The sequence below is a fragment of the Paeniglutamicibacter antarcticus genome (assembly GCF_039544305.1).
GTDB classification, from domain to species: domain Bacteria; phylum Actinomycetota; class Actinomycetes; order Actinomycetales; family Micrococcaceae; genus Paeniglutamicibacter; species Paeniglutamicibacter antarcticus_C.
The window spans coordinates 15,711-31,984 of record NZ_BAABLK010000023.1; the positions used below are offsets into that span (position 1 = coordinate 15,711).

The window sequence follows — 16,274 nt, forward strand, 5'->3', positions numbered from 1 at the left end:
GGAGAAGTAGTCCGAAATGCATCTTCTCAACGTAGCACCGCAGCCGGGCTGCCCGTGATTTGTCGAACAATTATTGCGGGGCCTTGTCACAAAACCTCGAGTGTTCGGACCGCTGACGCAACAGGCACGCCGGGTCGGGACTAGCTTGCCGCCATGCATAGCTGTGGGGTGAGCCAAACACATGCATGGTCTCTGACGAGGACTTCCCTCAACACACAAACGGCGCTGCTTGGGTTGGACGGCAACGAGCGTGAGGATGGAAATATATATTTGCATGGACCTGCTCGAATCAACGGTGGGACTCGTAGAATTAGGAGCCCCAGGCCACCGGCCTGACTGGCATGGCTTGGGAAGTAACATGACAACGTTCCGGGAACTACACGATGCAAAAGAACCTTTTTTCCTGCCCAATGCCTGGGATGTCGGATCGGCACTGGCCTTCGTCGCAGAAGGTTTTGGTGCCGTAGGGACGTCAAGTTTCGGCGTCGCAGCCGCTGCTGGGTGGCCCGACGGCGGCCGGGCGAGTAAAGCGGCGACAAAGGCACTGCTTCAGCAGCTGAGCCGACTGCCGGTCCACATCACGGCGGACATTGAGGATGGCTATGCCGACGATGCCGAGGACGTCGCGTCATTCGTTGCTGAGCTTGCCGAAATGGGCGTTGCCGGAATAAACATCGAGGACAGCAGACTCGGGCATTTGGTTGCCCCGACGGTTGCAGCCGCCAAAATCATCTGTGTCAAGCGGCGGACCCCGGAAATCTTTGTCAACGCGCGGGTGGATAATTTGTGGTTTTCCGAAGAAGCTACCGTTGACGCGGTAGTGGAGCGTGCCCGGATCTACGCCGAGGCAGGGGCCGACGGGATCTTTGTCCCGGGAATCGCTGACCCGGAGCACATCGCCCGTCTCACGGCGGGCGTCGATCTGCCAGTCAATGTCTTGGCGCATCCAACTTTGACCGTACCCGAGCTAGGAGGACTTGGCGTCAGACGTGTGAGTTCAGGATCCCTGCCCTACCGTTGTTCAGTGGACGCCGCCGTGCGAGCGGCCACCAACTTGCGTGATGGCCATTCAACCCCTGTGGCCACCGGATACTGGGCGATGCAGTCGCGCTTGGCGGAATACCGCCAGGAACCCTCAGGGTGAGTTGACTTCTGTCCTTGGCCTCGCAAAGGAGAGGCTGACTTTGATGGGCCTAGGGGCGCCAAACGCTCCTGCAAGGACCGCAACGTCCGCGGCCCGGCGGCACCGAGGGTCCATTGGGTGCCGCCGTAGATCCACTTCCGTGCCTAGAAGCCGAGCTTGCCCAGCTGCTTGGGGTCGCGCTGCCATTCCTTGGCGATCTTCACGTGTAGGTCAAGATACACGCGGGTGCCCAGCAGCGCCTCGATGGCCTTGCGCGAGCGTGTTCCCACATCGCGAAGCCGCGCCCCGCCCTTGCCGATGATGATGGCTTTCTGGCTGGACCGCTCAACATAGAGGTTCACCCGCACATCCAGCAGCTGCTTGTCCTCCGGGCGTCCCTCGCGCGCAACAATCTCCTCCACGACCACCGCCAGGGAGTGCGGAAGTTCATCGCGCACCCCTTCGAGGGCGGCCTCGCGGATGAGCTCGGCGACCATGATGGCCTCGGGCTCGTCGGTCAGTTCGCCGTCGGGATACAGCGGCGGGGAGAGCGGCAACTGGGCCACCAGCACGTCGGCCACCTCGGAGACCTGGAAGTCGCCGGTCGCCGATACCGGCACCACGGCGGCCCAGCCGCCCTCACCGAGGGTTTCGACGCCCAATGCGGTCACGGCGAGCAGCTGGGCCATCAGGGCAGCCCGGTCCACGGTGTCGGCCTTGGTCACGATCGCAACGATCGGCTTCTTTTGCAATTGGGCCAGCTGGGCCGCGATGTACCTGTCGCCGGGACCGATCTTCTCATTGGCCGGAAGGCAGAAGCCGATGGCGTCGACCTCGGAGAGGGTGTCTGCGACCAGGTCATTGAGGCGCTGGCCCAGCAACGTGCGTGGACGGTGCAGGCCCGGGGTGTCCACGAGGATCAGCTGGGCGTCCTCGCGGTGCACGATCCCGCGGATGGTGTGCCGGGTGGTTTGCGGCTTGGCCGAGGTGATGGCGACCTTCTGTCCCACCAGCGCATTGGTGAGCGTCGACTTGCCCGCATTCGGGCGGCCCACGAAGGAGGTGAATCCGGCGCGGAAGTCCTCTGGCCAGCCTCCGGTGGGCAGCAGCTCTGGCTTCTTGATGTTCCGGCTCATGATTGCTCCTTGTGATGCCCTGCATCCTTGTTGGCGTGTTGTGCGCGTGTGTTGAATTTTTCTTCTGCCTTGCACACCAGGATCTTGCCGATCCGGTTGCTTCGTCCGCTCAATGAGAGGACCTTCAAATCGATGCCTTGGAAGGTGGCATGGGATCCGAGCACCGGCACCGATTCAAGCACCTTGCCCAGCAGCCCGCCGACCGAGTCGACCTCGTCCTCTTCGATCTCGATGTCGAAAAGCTCGGCCAGTTCGTCGATGGAGGTGTGCGCCCGGACCACGAAGTTCCCGTGTCCCAGGTCCTCGATGTCGGCCCTGGCCCTGTCGTACTCGTCGTCGATCTCCCCCACGATTTCCTCGATGAGGTCCTCGAGGGTGACAAGGCCCGCGGTGCCGCCGTACTCGTCGATGACGATGGCCATGTGCGTGGATTCCTGTTGTAGCTCGGGCAACAGCTCAGCCACCGATTTGGATTCCGGGACGTACCGGGCCGGTCGGGCCAGGGCATCGACGGTGCCGGTGGAATCCGGGCTCAGGTACAACTTGTAGGCCACGTCCTTGAGGTAGACGATACCGAAGATGTCATCGGCGTCCTCCCCGATGATCGGGACCCGCGAGCGGCCCGAGGCCAGGAACAGATCCATTGCCGCGTTCAGGGTCTCACCGCGCTCGATGGTCTTCATCTCGGTGCGCGGCACCATCACGGAGCGGACGTAGGTGTCTCCCATGTCGAAGACGGAGTTGATGATGTCCGCGGCCTCGTCCTCGAGCTCATCGCCCTCGGTGGCCCTGTCCACCAAGTCGCGCAGCCGTTCCTTGGAGAGGAACCCCTCCTCCTCGGAGACCGAAGCCGGGCTCATGGCCTTGCCGATTCCCACCAACCAGGTCGGGATCGGTCCCAGGACAACGCGCAGAAAACGGATCATCGGCGCGGTGTGGCGCACGAATGACTCTGCGTGGCTTCGACCGAAGCGCCGCGGGGATACCCCGACCAGCACGAAGCTGACGGCGGCCATCGTGATGGTCGCCAGCAGCCCGATCAGCCAAATGTTTTCCAGGCGGTCATAGAAGAGCAGTGCCACGGCAACCGCCGAGGCCGTCTCAAACCAGATGCGCCAAAAACGCACGGCATGCGTGTGGCTCAGGGTGTCAGCCAGGATGTTGCTCAGGTACCTCTTTTTCGATTCGCTGCGCAGGGCCTCGGCCTGTTGGCGCGAGAGATAAAGGTATGCCGACTCGGCAGCGGCAAGCATGGCAGCGCACAGGATGAAGGCCAGCGCACACAACGCGAGAATTGTCGCGGTCACTAATCCATCGTCTCCCGGGGAGCGGGGCGGCCCAGGAAGGCTTCGAGAAGCTGGCGCTGCAGGGCGAACATGAGCTCCTTCTCCTCGAGCTCGGCATGGTCGAAGCCCAACAGGTGCAGCATGCCGTGGGTGGCCAGCAGCAGGATCTCGTCCTGGACCGAATGCCCGCCGGTGTTCGCCTGGGTGGTGGCGACCTGCGGGCAGATCACGATGTCTCCGAGCATTCCGGCCTCGCTAGGGGAACCGGGGGCCCCGGGACGAAGCTCGTCCATCGGGAAGCTCATCACGTCGGTGGGTCCCTCGAGATCCATCCACTGGACGTGCAGCGTGCTCATCGGCTCCTCGTCGAGCAAGATGATGGACACGTCCGTTTCGGGATGGACATTCAGTTCGGCTAGGACGTGGCGCCCCAAGGCGCTGATCTGCTCCAACTGCGCCTCTATGGCGGATTCGTTGTTGACCTCTACGCTCATGGGGCCTGCTCCTGGTTTGGTGACCCGTTCTCACGGTGTTCTGCTTTGGCTGGTGTTCCGGGGTTCCGTGCGGCCGTGCCAAGTCGCCGGGCACGCGCCTTGGAACGGTTGAAGTTGGGGTCCTGTCGTTCTGTCCAGCGCTCGTAAGCGGTGACGATCGAGCCGACGAGCCGGTGGCGGACCACGTCGGTCGCGTCAAGTTCGCAGAAGGCGATGTCGTCCACGCCTTCGAGGATCTCGGCGACCACGCGCAGCCCGGACTTGGTGCCCCCGGGCAGGTCGACCTGGGTGATGTCCCCGGTGACCACGATCTTGGAGCCCAAGCCCAAGCGGGTCAGGAACATCTTCATTTGTTCCGGGGTGGTGTTCTGAGCCTCGTCAAGGATGATGAAGGCGTCGTTCAAGGTGCGTCCGCGCATGTAGGCCAAGGGAGCGACCTCGATGGTTCCGGCCGCCAGCAGCCGTGGCATCGAGTCAGGTTCGATCATGTCGTGCAGCGCATCGTAAAGGGGACGCAAGTAGGGATCGATCTTGTCTGTCAGGGTCCCGGGCAGGAACCCGAGCTTCTCCCCTGCCTCGACGGCGGGGCGGGTGAGGATGATGCGGCTGACTTCCTTGGCCTGCAGCGCAGCCACGGCCTTAGCCATCGCCAGGTAGGTCTTGCCGGTGCCGGCGGGACCGATGCCGAAGATCACGGTGTTCTCGTCGATCGCATCGACATATGATTTCTGGTTCACCGTCTTGGGACGGATCGCCCTGCCCCTGCCGGAGAGGATCTTCAGCCCCAGGGCAGACGAGCCGGATTCGGCACCGGTGTTCTCCAGCATCCGCACTAGCTGCTCGATGGTCTGGGCGGAGATCCTGGTGCCGTTTGTGGCCAGCGTGCGTGCCTCGGTGATGACCCGCAGTGCCTTGTGCGCCTGGGTTGGATCACCGTTGACCCGTAGTTCGTTGCCGCGTACGTGCAACTCCACCGACGGGTAGGCCCCGGTGATCACGCGCAGCAATTCATCGTGCGCTCCGAGCGTCGCAACCATTTGGTCCGAACTGTCGAACTGGACCAGCGCGTCGGTTCCCCGGCGCCTGCCCTCTTGGCTCACATGTTGGTCCATATAACTGTTGCTGCCTCCGCATTCCGTGCCGGCAAATGGCGCCACGGTACTTCCGCTGCCATGGTTCCCCACACGCCATCAATCCTATCGTGATATCCGCGCCCGGGGACCGGCGAATGGCTCGCTCTACCATGTGACGTCCGCAAGGGTGCGCGCTGGCGATTGCCCGGGAATTTCTGCCACTGGCACTGCACGGCACCAAGTGCAACGATTCGGGAACAACTTCGACGAAGATATATCAATCGGGCAACGGTCCTGCGAAATCATCGGATTCGGGCCCCTCCGCACATCGTGTTGTGCCAAGCTTGACTTGTCTTCGCCTGCGGCACTCCCCCCCCGCATTGGCGATCCTGCTAGTCCCCGTCTCACTTGAGAGAGCCTTTTCAATTCAGATGCATCGTTCCCGTCGTTCATCCCGAACCCGCATAGCTGTTTTGGGTCTCACCTTGGTTCTTGGCGCCTTGGCCGCTTGCGGCCTGGGTGCCCCGGGCGATAAATATTCGATGCCCACCGGTGCCACCAGTGCCAACACCAAATCCCCGCTGTCCAACGTGGGGATGGAGTCCTTGAGCGCGAGCAGGAACATCCCGGTCTACTGGTTGGGCAAGACCGACGGAACCGTATCGCTGTACCGCGAGTTTGTGCAGGTCGCCGGGGCCTCGGATCCTATCGCCGATTCAGTGCGCTACATCCTCGCGGAAAAACCCGAGGACCCGGATTATTTCAGCGTCTGGCACCCGAGTGAAACCGTTGGTGCATCGGTGAGCCCTGACAACGTGATTACGGTAGATATCTCGGCCAAGGCATTCAGCTCGAAGCTCGACCTGGGATTGGCGGAGCGCGCCATCGCCCAGTTGGTGTTCACGGCAACGGCCGCCGCCTCAAACGCCGGAATCCTCAGCGAAGGCCTCGAGCCCAGCGTACGCATCCTGGTTGACGGGCAGCCGGCCTACGATGCCTTTGGCCATGTCCCGCTGGACCACAATTTCGTGCGGGACCCCAAGCTCGCTGCGCCGCTGTGGGTCATCGACCCGCAGTACGGTACGACAAAGAAGGCCGGACGGGTTACTTTCCACGGTGTCAGCGCCAAGTTCTCCGGCGGTGAAAACTGGAAGATCACCCGTCGCGACAGCGAAGAGGACCCAAAGCCCGTCGTAGCCAGGGGAACCCTGGAAACAGGAGGCCAATCGCTGGACCACAACGAATTCTCCTTCAGCCACGTGCTTGCTCCCGGGGACTACACCTTCTCCCTGTGGGGCGTTGACGCCCAGAGCAAGAAGCCTCTCGCCAAGGAGACCAAAAACTTCACGGTCACCGAGTAACCCGGCCGCTAACGGTTATACCTGCAGCCAAGCCACCGGCGCAAGGACGGAATCCGGACATCGAACCCACGGGACCGCACCACTAAAAGAAAAAGATCCCGGGTACGGAGGGCGTAAACAGCCTTCCGGACCCGGGATCCGCGCTTTGCGAAAGCGACTGGCGCATCACTGGCCCTAGAGCTGGCCCAGCAAGTGCCGGGTCAGCACCACGGCGGCGGGGCCGGCGGTCGAGGCACGCAGCACATGGTGGCCCAGCAGAGCCACCTTGGCACCCGCCTCCACGAACTTTTCCAACTCGGAATCGCTGATCCCGCCTTCGGGGCCCACCACCAACTGGATTTCCGGGCGCTGGGCGTGCTCTGCCCCCTGGGCCGGCCCAAGTCCCGCGAACCATGTGGCCACCGTCGCGGAGAGTGGTTCGGTGCCGCGTTCATGCAGGACGATGACCAAGGCGGGCCCGGGGGCGCAATCACAGCGGGCAAACTCGCCAGCCAGCTCGGTGCTGCTGAGCATCCCGCGCACCTCGGGCAGGAAAGTGCGCCGGGATTGCTTCAGTGCCGCAAGCACCGTCGCTTCCCACTTGGCCAGTGCCTTGGCGGCCTTGGCCTCGTTCCAGCGCACGATGGAGCGCTCCGATTGCCAGGGACGCACGGCGTCTATGCCCAGCTCGACAGCGGATTCCACGGCTTGGAGGTCACGATCGCCCTTGGCCAGGGCCTGGACCAAGGTGATCGACACCGCTGCCGGCTGCTCGATATCCAAGTGGCGCACTATCCCGTCAAGCGCGGCCTTCTGCGTGCCGGTGACCTCGGTGACAGCACGCACCCCGCTTCCATCGACAAGGTTGATCATCTCCCCGGGGCGCACACGCTTGACCATCACCGCGTGGTGGCCTTCGGGCCCCTCCAAATGCAGTTCGGTGCCCGTGCGCGCCGATGAGAGCCCGCCGGCGGGAAGGACGAAGCATTGGTTGCTCATGCGCCCAGGTTGCCGAACTTCCCGCGCAGTCGTGAGAACATGCCTCCACTGTTTTCCATGCGTCCCTCGGCGAATTCCTCGCCGCGGAGCTTGGCGAGCTGTTCGAGCAGTTCGCGCTGCGCAGCATCGATCTTGTTGGGGGTCTCCACCTGAAGGTGGACGATGATGTCCCCGCGCTTGCCCCCGCGCAGGCGCGGGATGCCCAGACCGGCCAGCTGCACCGTGTCCCCGGACTGGGCACCGGATTCGACCTCCACGACCTGGACACCGTCGAAGGTTTCCAGCTCGAGGTCCGCTCCCAATGCCGCCGCGGTCATCGGCACTGACATGCGGGCGTGCAAATCAACGCCGTCGCGTTCGAAGATCTTGTGCCGTCGGACCTCAAGCTCGACGTACAAGTCGCCGTTAGGCCCGCCGCCGGGTCCTGCTTCGCCCTGGTTGGCAAGGTGGATCCGGGTTCCGCTGGCGACGCCGGCCGGAACGCGCAACTGCTTGGAGATGCGTTCGCGGATGCGGCCCTGGCCGTTGCACTCGGTGCAAGGCTCAGGGATGGTGGTGCCGAAACCGCGGCATGCAGCACAGGTCTCCACCGTCATCATTTGCCCCAGGAAGGAGCGCACCGGGCGCTGGACCTGGCCCGCGCCATGGCAAATGGTGCAGGTGACCGGAGCCGTGCCCGGGCGGCAGCAGGTGCCGTCGCACGTCGGGCAGGTGACGGCCGTTTCCATTTCAAGCGGGTAGACGGTGCCGGTGACGGCATCGGCCAGGTCGATGGTCGCGGTGATCAGCGCATCGCGTCCGCGTTGGGTACGCGATGCCGGGCCCTGGGCACCTCCGCCGCCGAAGAACTGCTCAAAGATGTCACCGAACCCGCCGCCACCGCCACCGCCAAAGCCGGCCTGACCGTTGCCGTTTTCATTTCCGGTGGCGTCGTAGTTCGCCCGCTTGCCGGAATCGGAAAGCACCTCGTAGGCGCGGGTGACCAGCTTGAAGGTCTCCGCGGAATCTTCCCCGGGATTCACGTCCGGGTGGTGCTTGCGGGCCAGCTTGCGGTAGGCCTTCTTGATTTCCTCGCCGGTGGCGTCCTTGCTGACGCCCAGGACTTCGTAATGGGTGCTCACAGTGCTCGCTGTGTCCTTTCGTACGCTAAAAAATGTGCATCAACCAGCATCAGCTGGCCAAGATTCGTGAAAGATACCGGGCCACGGCACGGACCGCGGCCATGGATGTCGGATAGTTCATACGGGTGGGCCCCAGCACGCCGATCATCGCTTGTTCACCGTGCCCGTATCCGGTGGCAACCACCGAGGCCTCGGTCAAGGCAATGTACTGGTTTTCGGTGCCGATGCCCACGGCGATGCCATGGGCATCCTGCTCGAGCTCGGAGAAGAGCCGCAGCAGCACCACCTGTTCCTCCAACGCCTCGAGCACCGGGGTGATGCTCAGCGGGAAATCCAGGTTGGAGCGTGCCAGGTTCGCCGTCCCGGCGGTGAGGATCCGGTCCACCGAGGAGTTGCGTGCCAGGGCCGAGAGGGCCTCGGCGATCGTGCGCACCGCCGGGGCCATGCCCGGGGACACCAGCTCCGGGATGCCCAGGGCAAGCCGGGCAACATCGGAAATGGGCTTTGCGTTAAGCACCGAGAGCAGCACCTGGCGCAATCCCGCCAGGACTTCATCCCCCACCGAGGTTGGCAACAGGATCACGCGTTGCTCGACCCGGCCGCTGGAAGCAATAAGCACCACCAGGGTCTGTCCGGCCCCCAAGGCGACAAGTTCGATGTGGCGGACCGTCGCGTTGGAGTATTGCGGAACCTGGATCAGCGCCACCTGTTGGGTGATGGTGGCCAGCAGCCGCACGGTGTTCTCCAGCACCTCGTTGACATCGTGGGATCCCTCGATGAGGGCGGCGATGGCCCTGCGCTCGGCCACCGAGAGCGGCTTGACATCGCCGATTTGGTCGACGAAGTGCCTGTAGCCCTTCTCGGTGGGGATGCGCCCCGAGGAGGTGTGCGGGGCGACAATCAGCCCCTCGTCCTCCAGAGACGCCATGTCGTTGCGGATAGTGGCGGCAGAGACGCCGAGGTTGTGGCGCTCGAGCAGCGCACGCGAACCGACGGGTTCACGGGACTGCACATAGTCTTCAACGATGGCTCGAAGGACCTCGAGCCGACGCGGGTCGGTCATTCTCACCTCTCCTGGCAAGCCGGTTCGCCATGGTCAAGCAAAATCCCTGCACACGCCCCGGCAAGGGCGCCGGAGTTTGCAGGGAGGCATTGGCACTCGACACGTTCAACTGCCAAGTCTAGTACCTTCGGCCCTTGTTGCTAGCATGGTTTGACCATTGTCACCGATGACACATTCGAAGCATCTGCCCTCCATGGCACCGCGCGGGCACGCCTCCGGTGTCCGGCATCCGGCAAACCACGGACCAAAGCTCCGGGGACCACGAACCGAAAGAGACCCCATGAACCTCCACGGCTGGGGCGCGCAAGACATCAGCGCGCCGAAGAAGCGCGTCTTGCGCAAGGTCCCCGTGGCCCTTGGCCTGCTCGTCGAGGACGTGGACAGCGGGTGGGTCGGAGAGGTCGTGCGCACCGAGAAATCAGGGGGCATGCAGGTGTTGGTGCTCGAGGACCGCCATGGCCGAACCAAGTCCTTCCGCGCCGGCTTCGGCTTCCTGATCGAGGGCGAACCGGTGGAGATCACCGAGCCGGCCCCTGCACCCGCCGCCGCCAGGGGAACCGCGCGCAGCGCCTCGGGTTCACGCTTGGTGGCAGATATGAAGGCACGCACGGCCCGCGCCAGTCGCATCTGGGTCGAGGGCAAGCACGATGCCCAGCTCGTGGAAAAGGTCTGGGGCCACGACCTGCGCGTCGAGGGAATCGTCGTGGAACCCCTGCACGGCGTCGACGACCTCGCCGGGGCCATCAAGGCTTTTGCCCCCTCGCCGCAGCGCAAACTAGGCATCCTGGTTGACCACCTGGTTTCCGGCACCAAGGAAGCGCGCATCGCGGCCGAGGCCATGCGGGTGCCGGGCGCCGCAGGAAACGTGCTGATCGTGGGCCACCCCTACGTGGATGTATGGCAGGCCATCAGGCCTTCGGCACTGAAGATCAAGGCCTGGCCGGTGGTGCCGCGCGGAACGGATTGGAAGACCGGCATCCTCAAGGGGCTTGGCTGGCCCCACCAGGAACAGGTCGACATCGCCCAAGGGTGGGAACGGATCCTGGGCCAGGTGCACTCCTACGCCGATCTTGAGCCCTCGCTGCTGGGCCGGATCGAAGAGGTCATCGACTTCCTCACGGCAGGCGAGTACACCTAGGACCCCTGGGACCGCCCCCACCGAACGAGGGGTGATTAACCTCTCCTCGCCGCGCAAAGGGGCAGGTCGCGCACGCCGGATGGTCACGAATCCACAACAAAGCGGCACGGTTAGGCCAAATGCCAGCCAAAAGGTGATTTGTGCTCCTCGAGCCAGCGGGTTTGAGGATAAACTGGCCGACGATTCACCCGACGCAACGAAGAGGAACCAGCAGTGGTAGAAGAGGCACGAAATGCAGCCGGCGACAGCAGCCAGCCGGATAGATTCGAGGGTTCCTCGGTCGCGCCCCTACCCCTGACCCCTGCCGAAGACCGGCAATGGGCCACCATCGCCCACTTCGGCGCCATCCTGGGCTGCGTCCCCTCGTTGATCATCTATGCCGTCTTTCGCCACCGCGGCCCGTTCACCGCACAGGAGTCCAAGGAAGCGTTGAACTTCACCTTCCCGCTGACAGTCCTGGCCATCGTGCTGCACCTTTTCTCGCTGATACCGGGAATCGGATGGATCTTCGCGGTGCTCGTGGTGGCCGTTTGGCTATTCCTGACCATCAGCGGTGTGCGCGCCGGCATCAACGTCAACAAGTCACGTCCCTACCGGTACGGACTTAACTTCAGGCTCTTCCACTAGAAACAAGCAGGCAAAAAATTGACGGTGTGGCAACCACATGCCACACCGTCTATTTATGCAACCAACGTGGTGTTGGTTCAGAAATCCAACAAACGCCGCAACACCGCGTCAGCCAGCAGCCGGCCCTGCAAGGTCAGCACGACCCGCTGGGCGAACGCCGCCTCGGGTACCACCAAGCCGTCGGCGATCAGCCCGGCCATTGCCTTGCGGCCCTCCGGCGCCAGCTCGGCGGTGTCCATCCCGTCGACAATGCGGGTGAGCAACATCGACTTCTCCAGGTATCGCGCCTCGGCGTCGGGACTCTCCCTCCCGGCGGCCGGGGATGTGCCGGCATCGATGCGTTGCTGGTAGGCCGCAGGGTGCTTCACGTTCCACCAGCGCAACCCGCCGACGTGCGAGTGGGCGCCGGGACCCGCGCCCCACCAGTCCTCGCCCCGCCAGTAAGCAAGGTTATGCAGGCAACGGGTTTCTTCGGTCTTGGACCAGTTGCTCACCTCGTACCACTGGTACCCCGCGGCGGCGAAGAGCTCGTCGGCGATCAGGTACTTGTCGGCGTGGTCATCATCGTCGATATTCTGCACTTCGCCGCGGCGGATCTGCCCGGCCAGGCGGGTGCCGTCCTCGATGATCAGCGCGTAGGCCGAAATATGGTCGGGGTCATATCCCAGCGCGGTGTGCACGCTGGTGCGCCAGTCCTCGATGGATTCGCCCGGGGTCCCGTAGATCAAATCGACACTGACCTGGAGTCCCGCTTCCTTCGCCCAATCCACGGCTAGGCCCACACGTTCGGGGTCATGGGTCCTGTCAAGGGTCGCCAACACGTGCGGGATGGCCGACTGCATGCCGATCGATACGCGGGTGAACCCGCCATCGGCCAGCACCGCCAGGGATTCGCGGGTCACCGAGTCGGGGTTCGCCTCCGTGGTGACCTCGGCATCGGGGGCCAGGTTCCATTGGGTGCGGATCTCGCCCAGCACCCGGACCAGGTCCTCGGCGGGCAGCAACGTCGGAGTGCCCCCGCCGAAGAACACCGTGGAAACCTCCCTAGGCGCGATCCCCGAATCGGTGAGCACCTTCGCACCAAAAGCGATCTCCGCGGAAACCGCCTCGGCGTAGGTGTCTTGGCTGGAACCGGACCCCAGTTCGTGCGCGGTGTAGGTGTTGAAGTCGCAATAGCCGCAGCGCACAGCACAAAACGGGATGTGCACGTACAGCGAAAAGCTTCGTTCCGCGGCACCGTCGGCACAGCTTGCCGGAAGCAGGCCGTCCGCAGGCGCCGGGTCCCCCAGTGGAAGGGCAGAGGGCATCGCTACTTCTTCTTGGGTTCGTCGGAGGACAGCGCGGCGATGAAGGCTTCCTGCGGCACCTCGACGCGGCCGACCATCTTCATGCGCTTCTTGCCTTCCTTCTGCTTTTCCAGCAACTTGCGCTTACGGCTGATGTCACCGCCGTAGCATTTGGCCAAGACGTCCTTGCGGATGGCGCGGATGGTTTCGCGGGCGATGATCCGTGAGCCGATTGCTGCTTGGATCGGCACCTCGAACTGCTGGCGGTTGATCAGCTCACGCAGCTTGACCGTCATCTTGGTGCCGTAGGCGTAGGCCTTGTCGCGGTGGGTAATGGCGCTGAAGGCATCGACCTGTTCGCCCTGGAGCAGGATATCGACCTTGACCAGGTCCGAAACCTGCTCGCCGTCTGCCTTCCAGTCAAGGGAGGCGTATCCGCGGGTCTTTGACTTGAGCACGTCGAAGAAGTCGAAGACGATCTCGGCCAGCGGCAACCAGTACCGCAGCTCCACGCGTTCCTCGGAGAGATAGTCCATGCCGCGCATGGTGCCGCGACGTGTCTGGCACAGTTCCATGATCGCGCCGACGAACTCGTTGGGCGCTAGGATCGTGGCAGCCACCATCGGCTCGTGGACTTCCAAGATCTTCCCGTCGGGGAATTCGCTCGGGTTGGTGACGGTGATCATCTGCTTGTCATCGGTCATCACCTCGTAGACCACGTTCGGCGCGGTGGAAATCAAGTCGAGGTTGAACTCCGCCTCGAGACGTTCTCGGGTGATTTCCAGGTGCAGCAGGCCCAGGAAGCCCACACGGAACCCGAAGCCCAAGGCCACGGAGGTCTCCGGCACATAGGTCAGTGCGGCGTCGTTGAGCTGGAGCTTGTCCAAGGCATCGCGCAGCGCCGGGTAGTCTGAGCCGTCGAGCGGGTAAAGCCCGGAAAAGACCATCGGCTTGGGGTCCTGGTAGCCACCCAGGGATTTCGTTGCAGGCTTGGCGAAGTTGGTGACGGTGTCGCCGACCTTGGACTGGCGCACGTCCTTCACGCCGGTGATCAGGTATCCGACCTCACCGACGCCCAGTCCCTTGCTGGGGGTGGGCTCGGGGGAGGAAACGCCGATCTCCAGGAGTTCGTAGGTCGTCTCCGTTGACATCATCTTGACCTTTTCGCGCGGCGAGAACTTGCCGTCAACCACACGGACATAGGTCACCACACCACGGTAGGTGTCGTAGACGGAGTCGAAGATCATCGCACGGGCCGGTGCATTCGCATCACCGGTCGGTGCGGGCAGGTCGCGAACGACCTTGTCCAGCAATGCCTCAACTCCCATGCCGGTCTTTCCCGAGACCTGCAGGATGTCCTCCGGTTCACAACCAATGAGCTTGGAGATCTCCGCGGCATACTTCTCCGGCTGCGCGGCCGGAAGATCGATCTTGTTCAGGACCGGGATGATCGTGAGATCATTTTCCATTGCCAGGTACAAGTTGGCCAACGTCTGGGCCTCGATGCCCTGGGCTGCGTCAACAAGCAGGATGGCGCCCTCGCAGGCCGCCAGCGAACGAGAGACCTCGTAGGTGAAGTCCACGTGGCCCGGGGTGTCGATCATGTTCAGTGCGTAGGACTGCCCATCGAGTTCCCAGGGCATGCGGACGGCCTGGGACTTGATGGTGATGCCGCGTTCGCGTTCGATGTCCATGCGGTCCAGGTACTGGGCCTTCATGTCGCGCGATGAGACGACTCCGGTGAGCTGCAACATCCGGTCGGCCAGGGTCGACTTGCCGTGGTCGATGTGGGCGATGATGCAGAAGTTTCTGATGATCGCCGGATCAGTCGCGGCAGGCACCGGTGCGGTGCGGGCCATGGGTGACACGTAAGGGACCTCGCTAAGGGAGACGAATAGGACATTGGGGTGCAGAATACTTCGCACAGGCCATTCTCCCATGATTGGAGCCACGGTGTCGCACTGCGACTCGGGGCTGGACTCCAACTGGTAGTTTGTCCCCATGAAGTTCAACTCCACATCGGTGATCAGGTTCCTGGGCCGCGCGCTTGAGTCGGCCCTGAAAGGGGCCACAAAGGACCAACGCGGCCCGGCACGGCCAATGCGTAAACGACAACAGGCTCCTTCGAGCATCAAGCGCCGCCCTGCTGCATCCCAAACGGCACCGGCTGACGGATCGGGGTCGTGGGAGTTCGGAGGTTACCCGGGCGACTTCAGCGGATTGGTCAAGACGAAGTATGCGCCCGAAGCCAACGGCCGCCCCGACCCGGGGGAGATCGTCTGGGCGTGGGTTCCCTATGAAGAGGACCATTCCCAAGGCAAGGACCGCCCGGTATTGCTGGTGGGGCGCGACTCGGGGTATTTGCTGGCACTGATGCTCACGTCCAAGGACCACAACGACGAGCGCAAGCTGGACCGCGACTACGTCGACATCGGAACCGGCTCATGGGACAGGCAGGGGCGTCCCAGCGAAGTCAAGGTCGATCGGGTGATCCGCTTGGACGAAAACGGGATCCGCCGCGAGGGCGCGATCCTGGACCGTCAACGCTTCGCCCTCGTCGCAAAGCAGCTGGCCAACGCCTCCTGAGCCGGCCTGCCGATACGGCCGTTGGCTACGTGGCGGAAGCGCGCACGGATTCTCGGCGCAGTGCCAACGGCGTGATGCCGAAGCGCGCCTTGAACACGCGGGGGAAACAGCTTTGCGAAGCGAACCCCAGCTCCCGGGAGATCCTTCCCACCGGCATTGATCCATGGGCGGGACCGGTAAGGATCTCGGTGGCCAGCTGCAAGCGCCGCTCCCTGAAATCACTGCCCAGCGACTCACCCGCCTCGGCGAAGATCCGCGAGAGATGGCGCTCACTGATGCCGACGGCTGCGGCAACCGCCGCGGCGCACAAGCCTAAATCGCGCAGGTTCCTTCGATGTAGCTACGCGCGGCGTCCAGGTGCCCGATGCCGCCCTGTTCCCGAGAGGCCAATAGACACATCATTTCCAATGCAGCACTTTCCGGACACGGCCCCTGGCCCCGGTCTGCGGCGTGCCCTGACAGAGTGGCGCTGACCAGCCTTGCCAGTGCCCCCATCTGCTGATTCGCTCCTGCTCCGTGCTGGAAATCCACGATCTTGGGTTGAAGCAATGGATTGCCACCGGACTATTCCAGGTAGTCCTCGCGCGAGACAGTAGAGGACCAACTCGTTAAAACCCTTGCTGAAGCCGCACATGAACGGCAGATCGGCATCGTAGATGACCGCTTGGCCGGGCTTGAGGGATTCATGTCCGTGTCGATGATAAAAAATTCCTCACCTTTAAGCGCAAAGAATATCGCCACCACGTCGGAGGGATTCGTCCGGATGAACAGTTCGTTGCGTTCCACGATCTGGGCGCTTCCGGTGACTGCCGCAAACCTCAACGACCCATAGCGCAGGTTCACTTCCTTGGCATGAAGCGGGGAATCGTCGATGGTACGGATCTCCAGTGGGATCAACGCCTTGGCGTTGCGGTTCTGCCACGGGATCCAGGCGGTTCACCGCCGGGATCCCGTGGGTGCTGAACCTATGGTGCCTGGCAGCCCTGAATCCAGGCAGCACCA

General features: G+C 63.3%; 16 protein-coding genes. 5 read left to right on the forward strand and 11 right to left on the reverse strand.

Translation table 11 applies throughout. The annotated features are described in order from the left end of the window. Positions 1-358: 358 nt before the first annotated feature. A complete protein-coding gene (locus tag ABEA12_RS06720) occupies positions 359-1,144 on the forward strand; it encodes an isocitrate lyase/PEP mutase family protein (RefSeq protein WP_210100802.1) in 786 nt (261 codons plus the stop codon). Positions 1,145-1,287: 143 nt separating this feature from the next. Here the strand turns inward: ABEA12_RS06720 and era are convergent, their stop codons facing one another. Genes era through ABEA12_RS06740 form a run of 4 tightly spaced genes read right to left on the reverse strand, consistent with a single transcriptional unit; the run spans position 1,288 to position 5,151 of the window. Then, complete coding sequence (era, locus tag ABEA12_RS06725) at positions 1,288-2,259, reverse strand: GTPase Era (RefSeq protein WP_210100803.1); 972 nt, start codon at positions 2,257-2,259, stop codon at positions 1,288-1,290. Continuing rightward, complete coding sequence (locus ABEA12_RS06730) at positions 2,256-3,566, reverse strand: hemolysin family protein (RefSeq protein WP_210100804.1); 1,311 nt, start codon at positions 3,564-3,566, stop codon at positions 2,256-2,258. Before ABEA12_RS06730 ends, era begins: the two co-directional genes overlap by 4 nt. Next, positions 3,566-4,039, reverse strand: coding sequence for an rRNA maturation RNase YbeY (ybeY, locus tag ABEA12_RS06735; RefSeq protein WP_210100805.1), 474 nt, complete (start codon positions 4,037-4,039; stop codon positions 3,566-3,568). The genes ABEA12_RS06730 and ybeY overlap by 1 nt, the downstream gene beginning before the upstream one ends. Then, positions 4,036-5,151 carry a PhoH family protein gene (locus tag ABEA12_RS06740; protein ID WP_425571753.1) on the reverse strand — a complete coding sequence of 372 codons (1,116 nt, stop codon included), beginning with the start codon at positions 5,149-5,151 and terminating at the stop codon, positions 4,036-4,038. Before ABEA12_RS06740 ends, ybeY begins: the two co-directional genes overlap by 4 nt. 434 nt (positions 5,152-5,585) lie before the next feature. Here ABEA12_RS06740 and ABEA12_RS06745 point away from each other — a divergent pair, with 434 nt between their 5' ends. Next, positions 5,586-6,473, forward strand: coding sequence for a GerMN domain-containing protein (locus ABEA12_RS06745; protein ID WP_210100806.1), 888 nt, complete (start codon positions 5,586-5,588; stop codon positions 6,471-6,473). A 174-nt stretch (positions 6,474-6,647) separates the two neighbouring features. Here ABEA12_RS06745 and ABEA12_RS06750 read toward each other — a convergent pair whose 3' ends face one another. The 3 genes from ABEA12_RS06750 to hrcA are packed head-to-tail and all read right to left on the reverse strand — an operon-like array spanning position 6,648 to position 9,635. Next, a complete protein-coding gene (locus ABEA12_RS06750; protein ID WP_210100807.1) occupies positions 6,648-7,451 on the reverse strand; it encodes a 16S rRNA (uracil(1498)-N(3))-methyltransferase in 804 nt (267 codons plus the stop codon). After that, positions 7,448-8,572 carry a molecular chaperone DnaJ gene (gene dnaJ / locus ABEA12_RS06755; protein ID WP_210100808.1) on the reverse strand — a complete coding sequence of 375 codons (1,125 nt, stop codon included), beginning with the start codon at positions 8,570-8,572 and terminating at the stop codon, positions 7,448-7,450. Before dnaJ ends, ABEA12_RS06750 begins: the two co-directional genes overlap by 4 nt. 49 nt (positions 8,573-8,621) lie before the next feature. Next, the gene (hrcA, locus tag ABEA12_RS06760; protein ID WP_210100809.1) at positions 8,622-9,635 is read right to left on the reverse strand and encodes a heat-inducible transcriptional repressor HrcA; all 1,014 of its coding nucleotides are present in this window, start codon (positions 9,633-9,635) and stop codon (positions 8,622-8,624) included. 280 nt (positions 9,636-9,915) lie between these two features. On the opposite strand from hrcA, the gene ABEA12_RS06765 reads away from it, so the two are divergent. Beyond that, on the forward strand, positions 9,916-10,773 hold the full coding sequence (locus ABEA12_RS06765; protein WP_210100810.1) for a DUF3097 family protein: 858 nt from the start codon (positions 9,916-9,918) through the stop codon (positions 10,771-10,773). Positions 10,774-10,986: 213 nt separating this feature from the next. Continuing rightward, a complete protein-coding gene (locus ABEA12_RS06770) occupies positions 10,987-11,400 on the forward strand; it encodes a DUF4870 domain-containing protein (protein ID WP_210100811.1) in 414 nt (137 codons plus the stop codon). A gap of 77 nt (positions 11,401-11,477) precedes the next feature. On the opposite strand, the gene hemW is transcribed toward ABEA12_RS06770, so the two are convergent. Next, the gene (gene hemW / locus ABEA12_RS06775) at positions 11,478-12,707 is read right to left on the reverse strand and encodes a radical SAM family heme chaperone HemW (protein ID WP_210100812.1); all 1,230 of its coding nucleotides are present in this window, start codon (positions 12,705-12,707) and stop codon (positions 11,478-11,480) included. A gap of 2 nt (positions 12,708-12,709) precedes the next feature. Then, a complete protein-coding gene (lepA, locus tag ABEA12_RS06780; RefSeq protein ID WP_210100813.1) occupies positions 12,710-14,554 on the reverse strand; it encodes a translation elongation factor 4 in 1,845 nt (614 codons plus the stop codon). 133 nt (positions 14,555-14,687) lie between these two features. Here lepA and ABEA12_RS06785 point away from each other — a divergent pair, with 133 nt between their 5' ends. After that, complete coding sequence (locus ABEA12_RS06785) at positions 14,688-15,272, forward strand: type II toxin-antitoxin system PemK/MazF family toxin (RefSeq protein WP_210100814.1); 585 nt, start codon at positions 14,688-14,690, stop codon at positions 15,270-15,272. Between the two features lie 25 nt (positions 15,273-15,297). On the opposite strand, the gene ABEA12_RS06790 is transcribed toward ABEA12_RS06785, so the two are convergent. Continuing rightward, the gene (locus tag ABEA12_RS06790; protein WP_345467146.1) at positions 15,298-15,582 is read right to left on the reverse strand and encodes a helix-turn-helix transcriptional regulator; all 285 of its coding nucleotides are present in this window, start codon (positions 15,580-15,582) and stop codon (positions 15,298-15,300) included. Between the two features lie 254 nt (positions 15,583-15,836). Continuing rightward, positions 15,837-16,169 (reverse strand): hypothetical protein, encoded by a 333-nt coding sequence (locus tag ABEA12_RS06795; protein ID WP_345467149.1) that lies wholly within the window; start codon positions 16,167-16,169, stop codon positions 15,837-15,839. Positions 16,170-16,274: the final 105 nt, after the last annotated feature.

Excerpts from the sequence above, each read along its gene's own strand:
- ABEA12_RS06750 (WP_210100807.1), bottom strand. The coding sequence starts at position 7,451 with ATGAGCAACCAATGCTTCGTCCTTCCCGCCGGCGGGCTCTCATCGGCG.
- ABEA12_RS06765 (WP_210100810.1), top strand. The coding sequence starts at position 9,916 with ATGAACCTCCACGGCTGGGGCGCGCAAGACATCAGCGCGCCGAAGAAG.
- ABEA12_RS06740 (WP_425571753.1), bottom strand. The coding sequence starts at position 5,151 with ATGGACCAACATGTGAGCCAAGAGGGCAGGCGCCGGGGAACCGACGCG.
- hrcA (WP_210100809.1), bottom strand. The coding sequence starts at position 9,635 with ATGACCGACCCGCGTCGGCTCGAGGTCCTTCGAGCCATCGTTGAAGAC.
- era (WP_210100803.1), bottom strand. The coding sequence starts at position 2,259 with ATGAGCCGGAACATCAAGAAGCCAGAGCTGCTGCCCACCGGAGGCTGG.
- ybeY (WP_210100805.1), bottom strand. The coding sequence starts at position 4,039 with ATGAGCGTAGAGGTCAACAACGAATCCGCCATAGAGGCGCAGTTGGAG.
- hemW (WP_210100812.1), bottom strand. The coding sequence starts at position 12,707 with ATGCCCTCTGCCCTTCCACTGGGGGACCCGGCGCCTGCGGACGGCCTG.
- ABEA12_RS06785 (WP_210100814.1), top strand. The coding sequence starts at position 14,688 with ATGAAGTTCAACTCCACATCGGTGATCAGGTTCCTGGGCCGCGCGCTT.
- ABEA12_RS06720 (WP_210100802.1), top strand. The coding sequence starts at position 359 with ATGACAACGTTCCGGGAACTACACGATGCAAAAGAACCTTTTTTCCTG.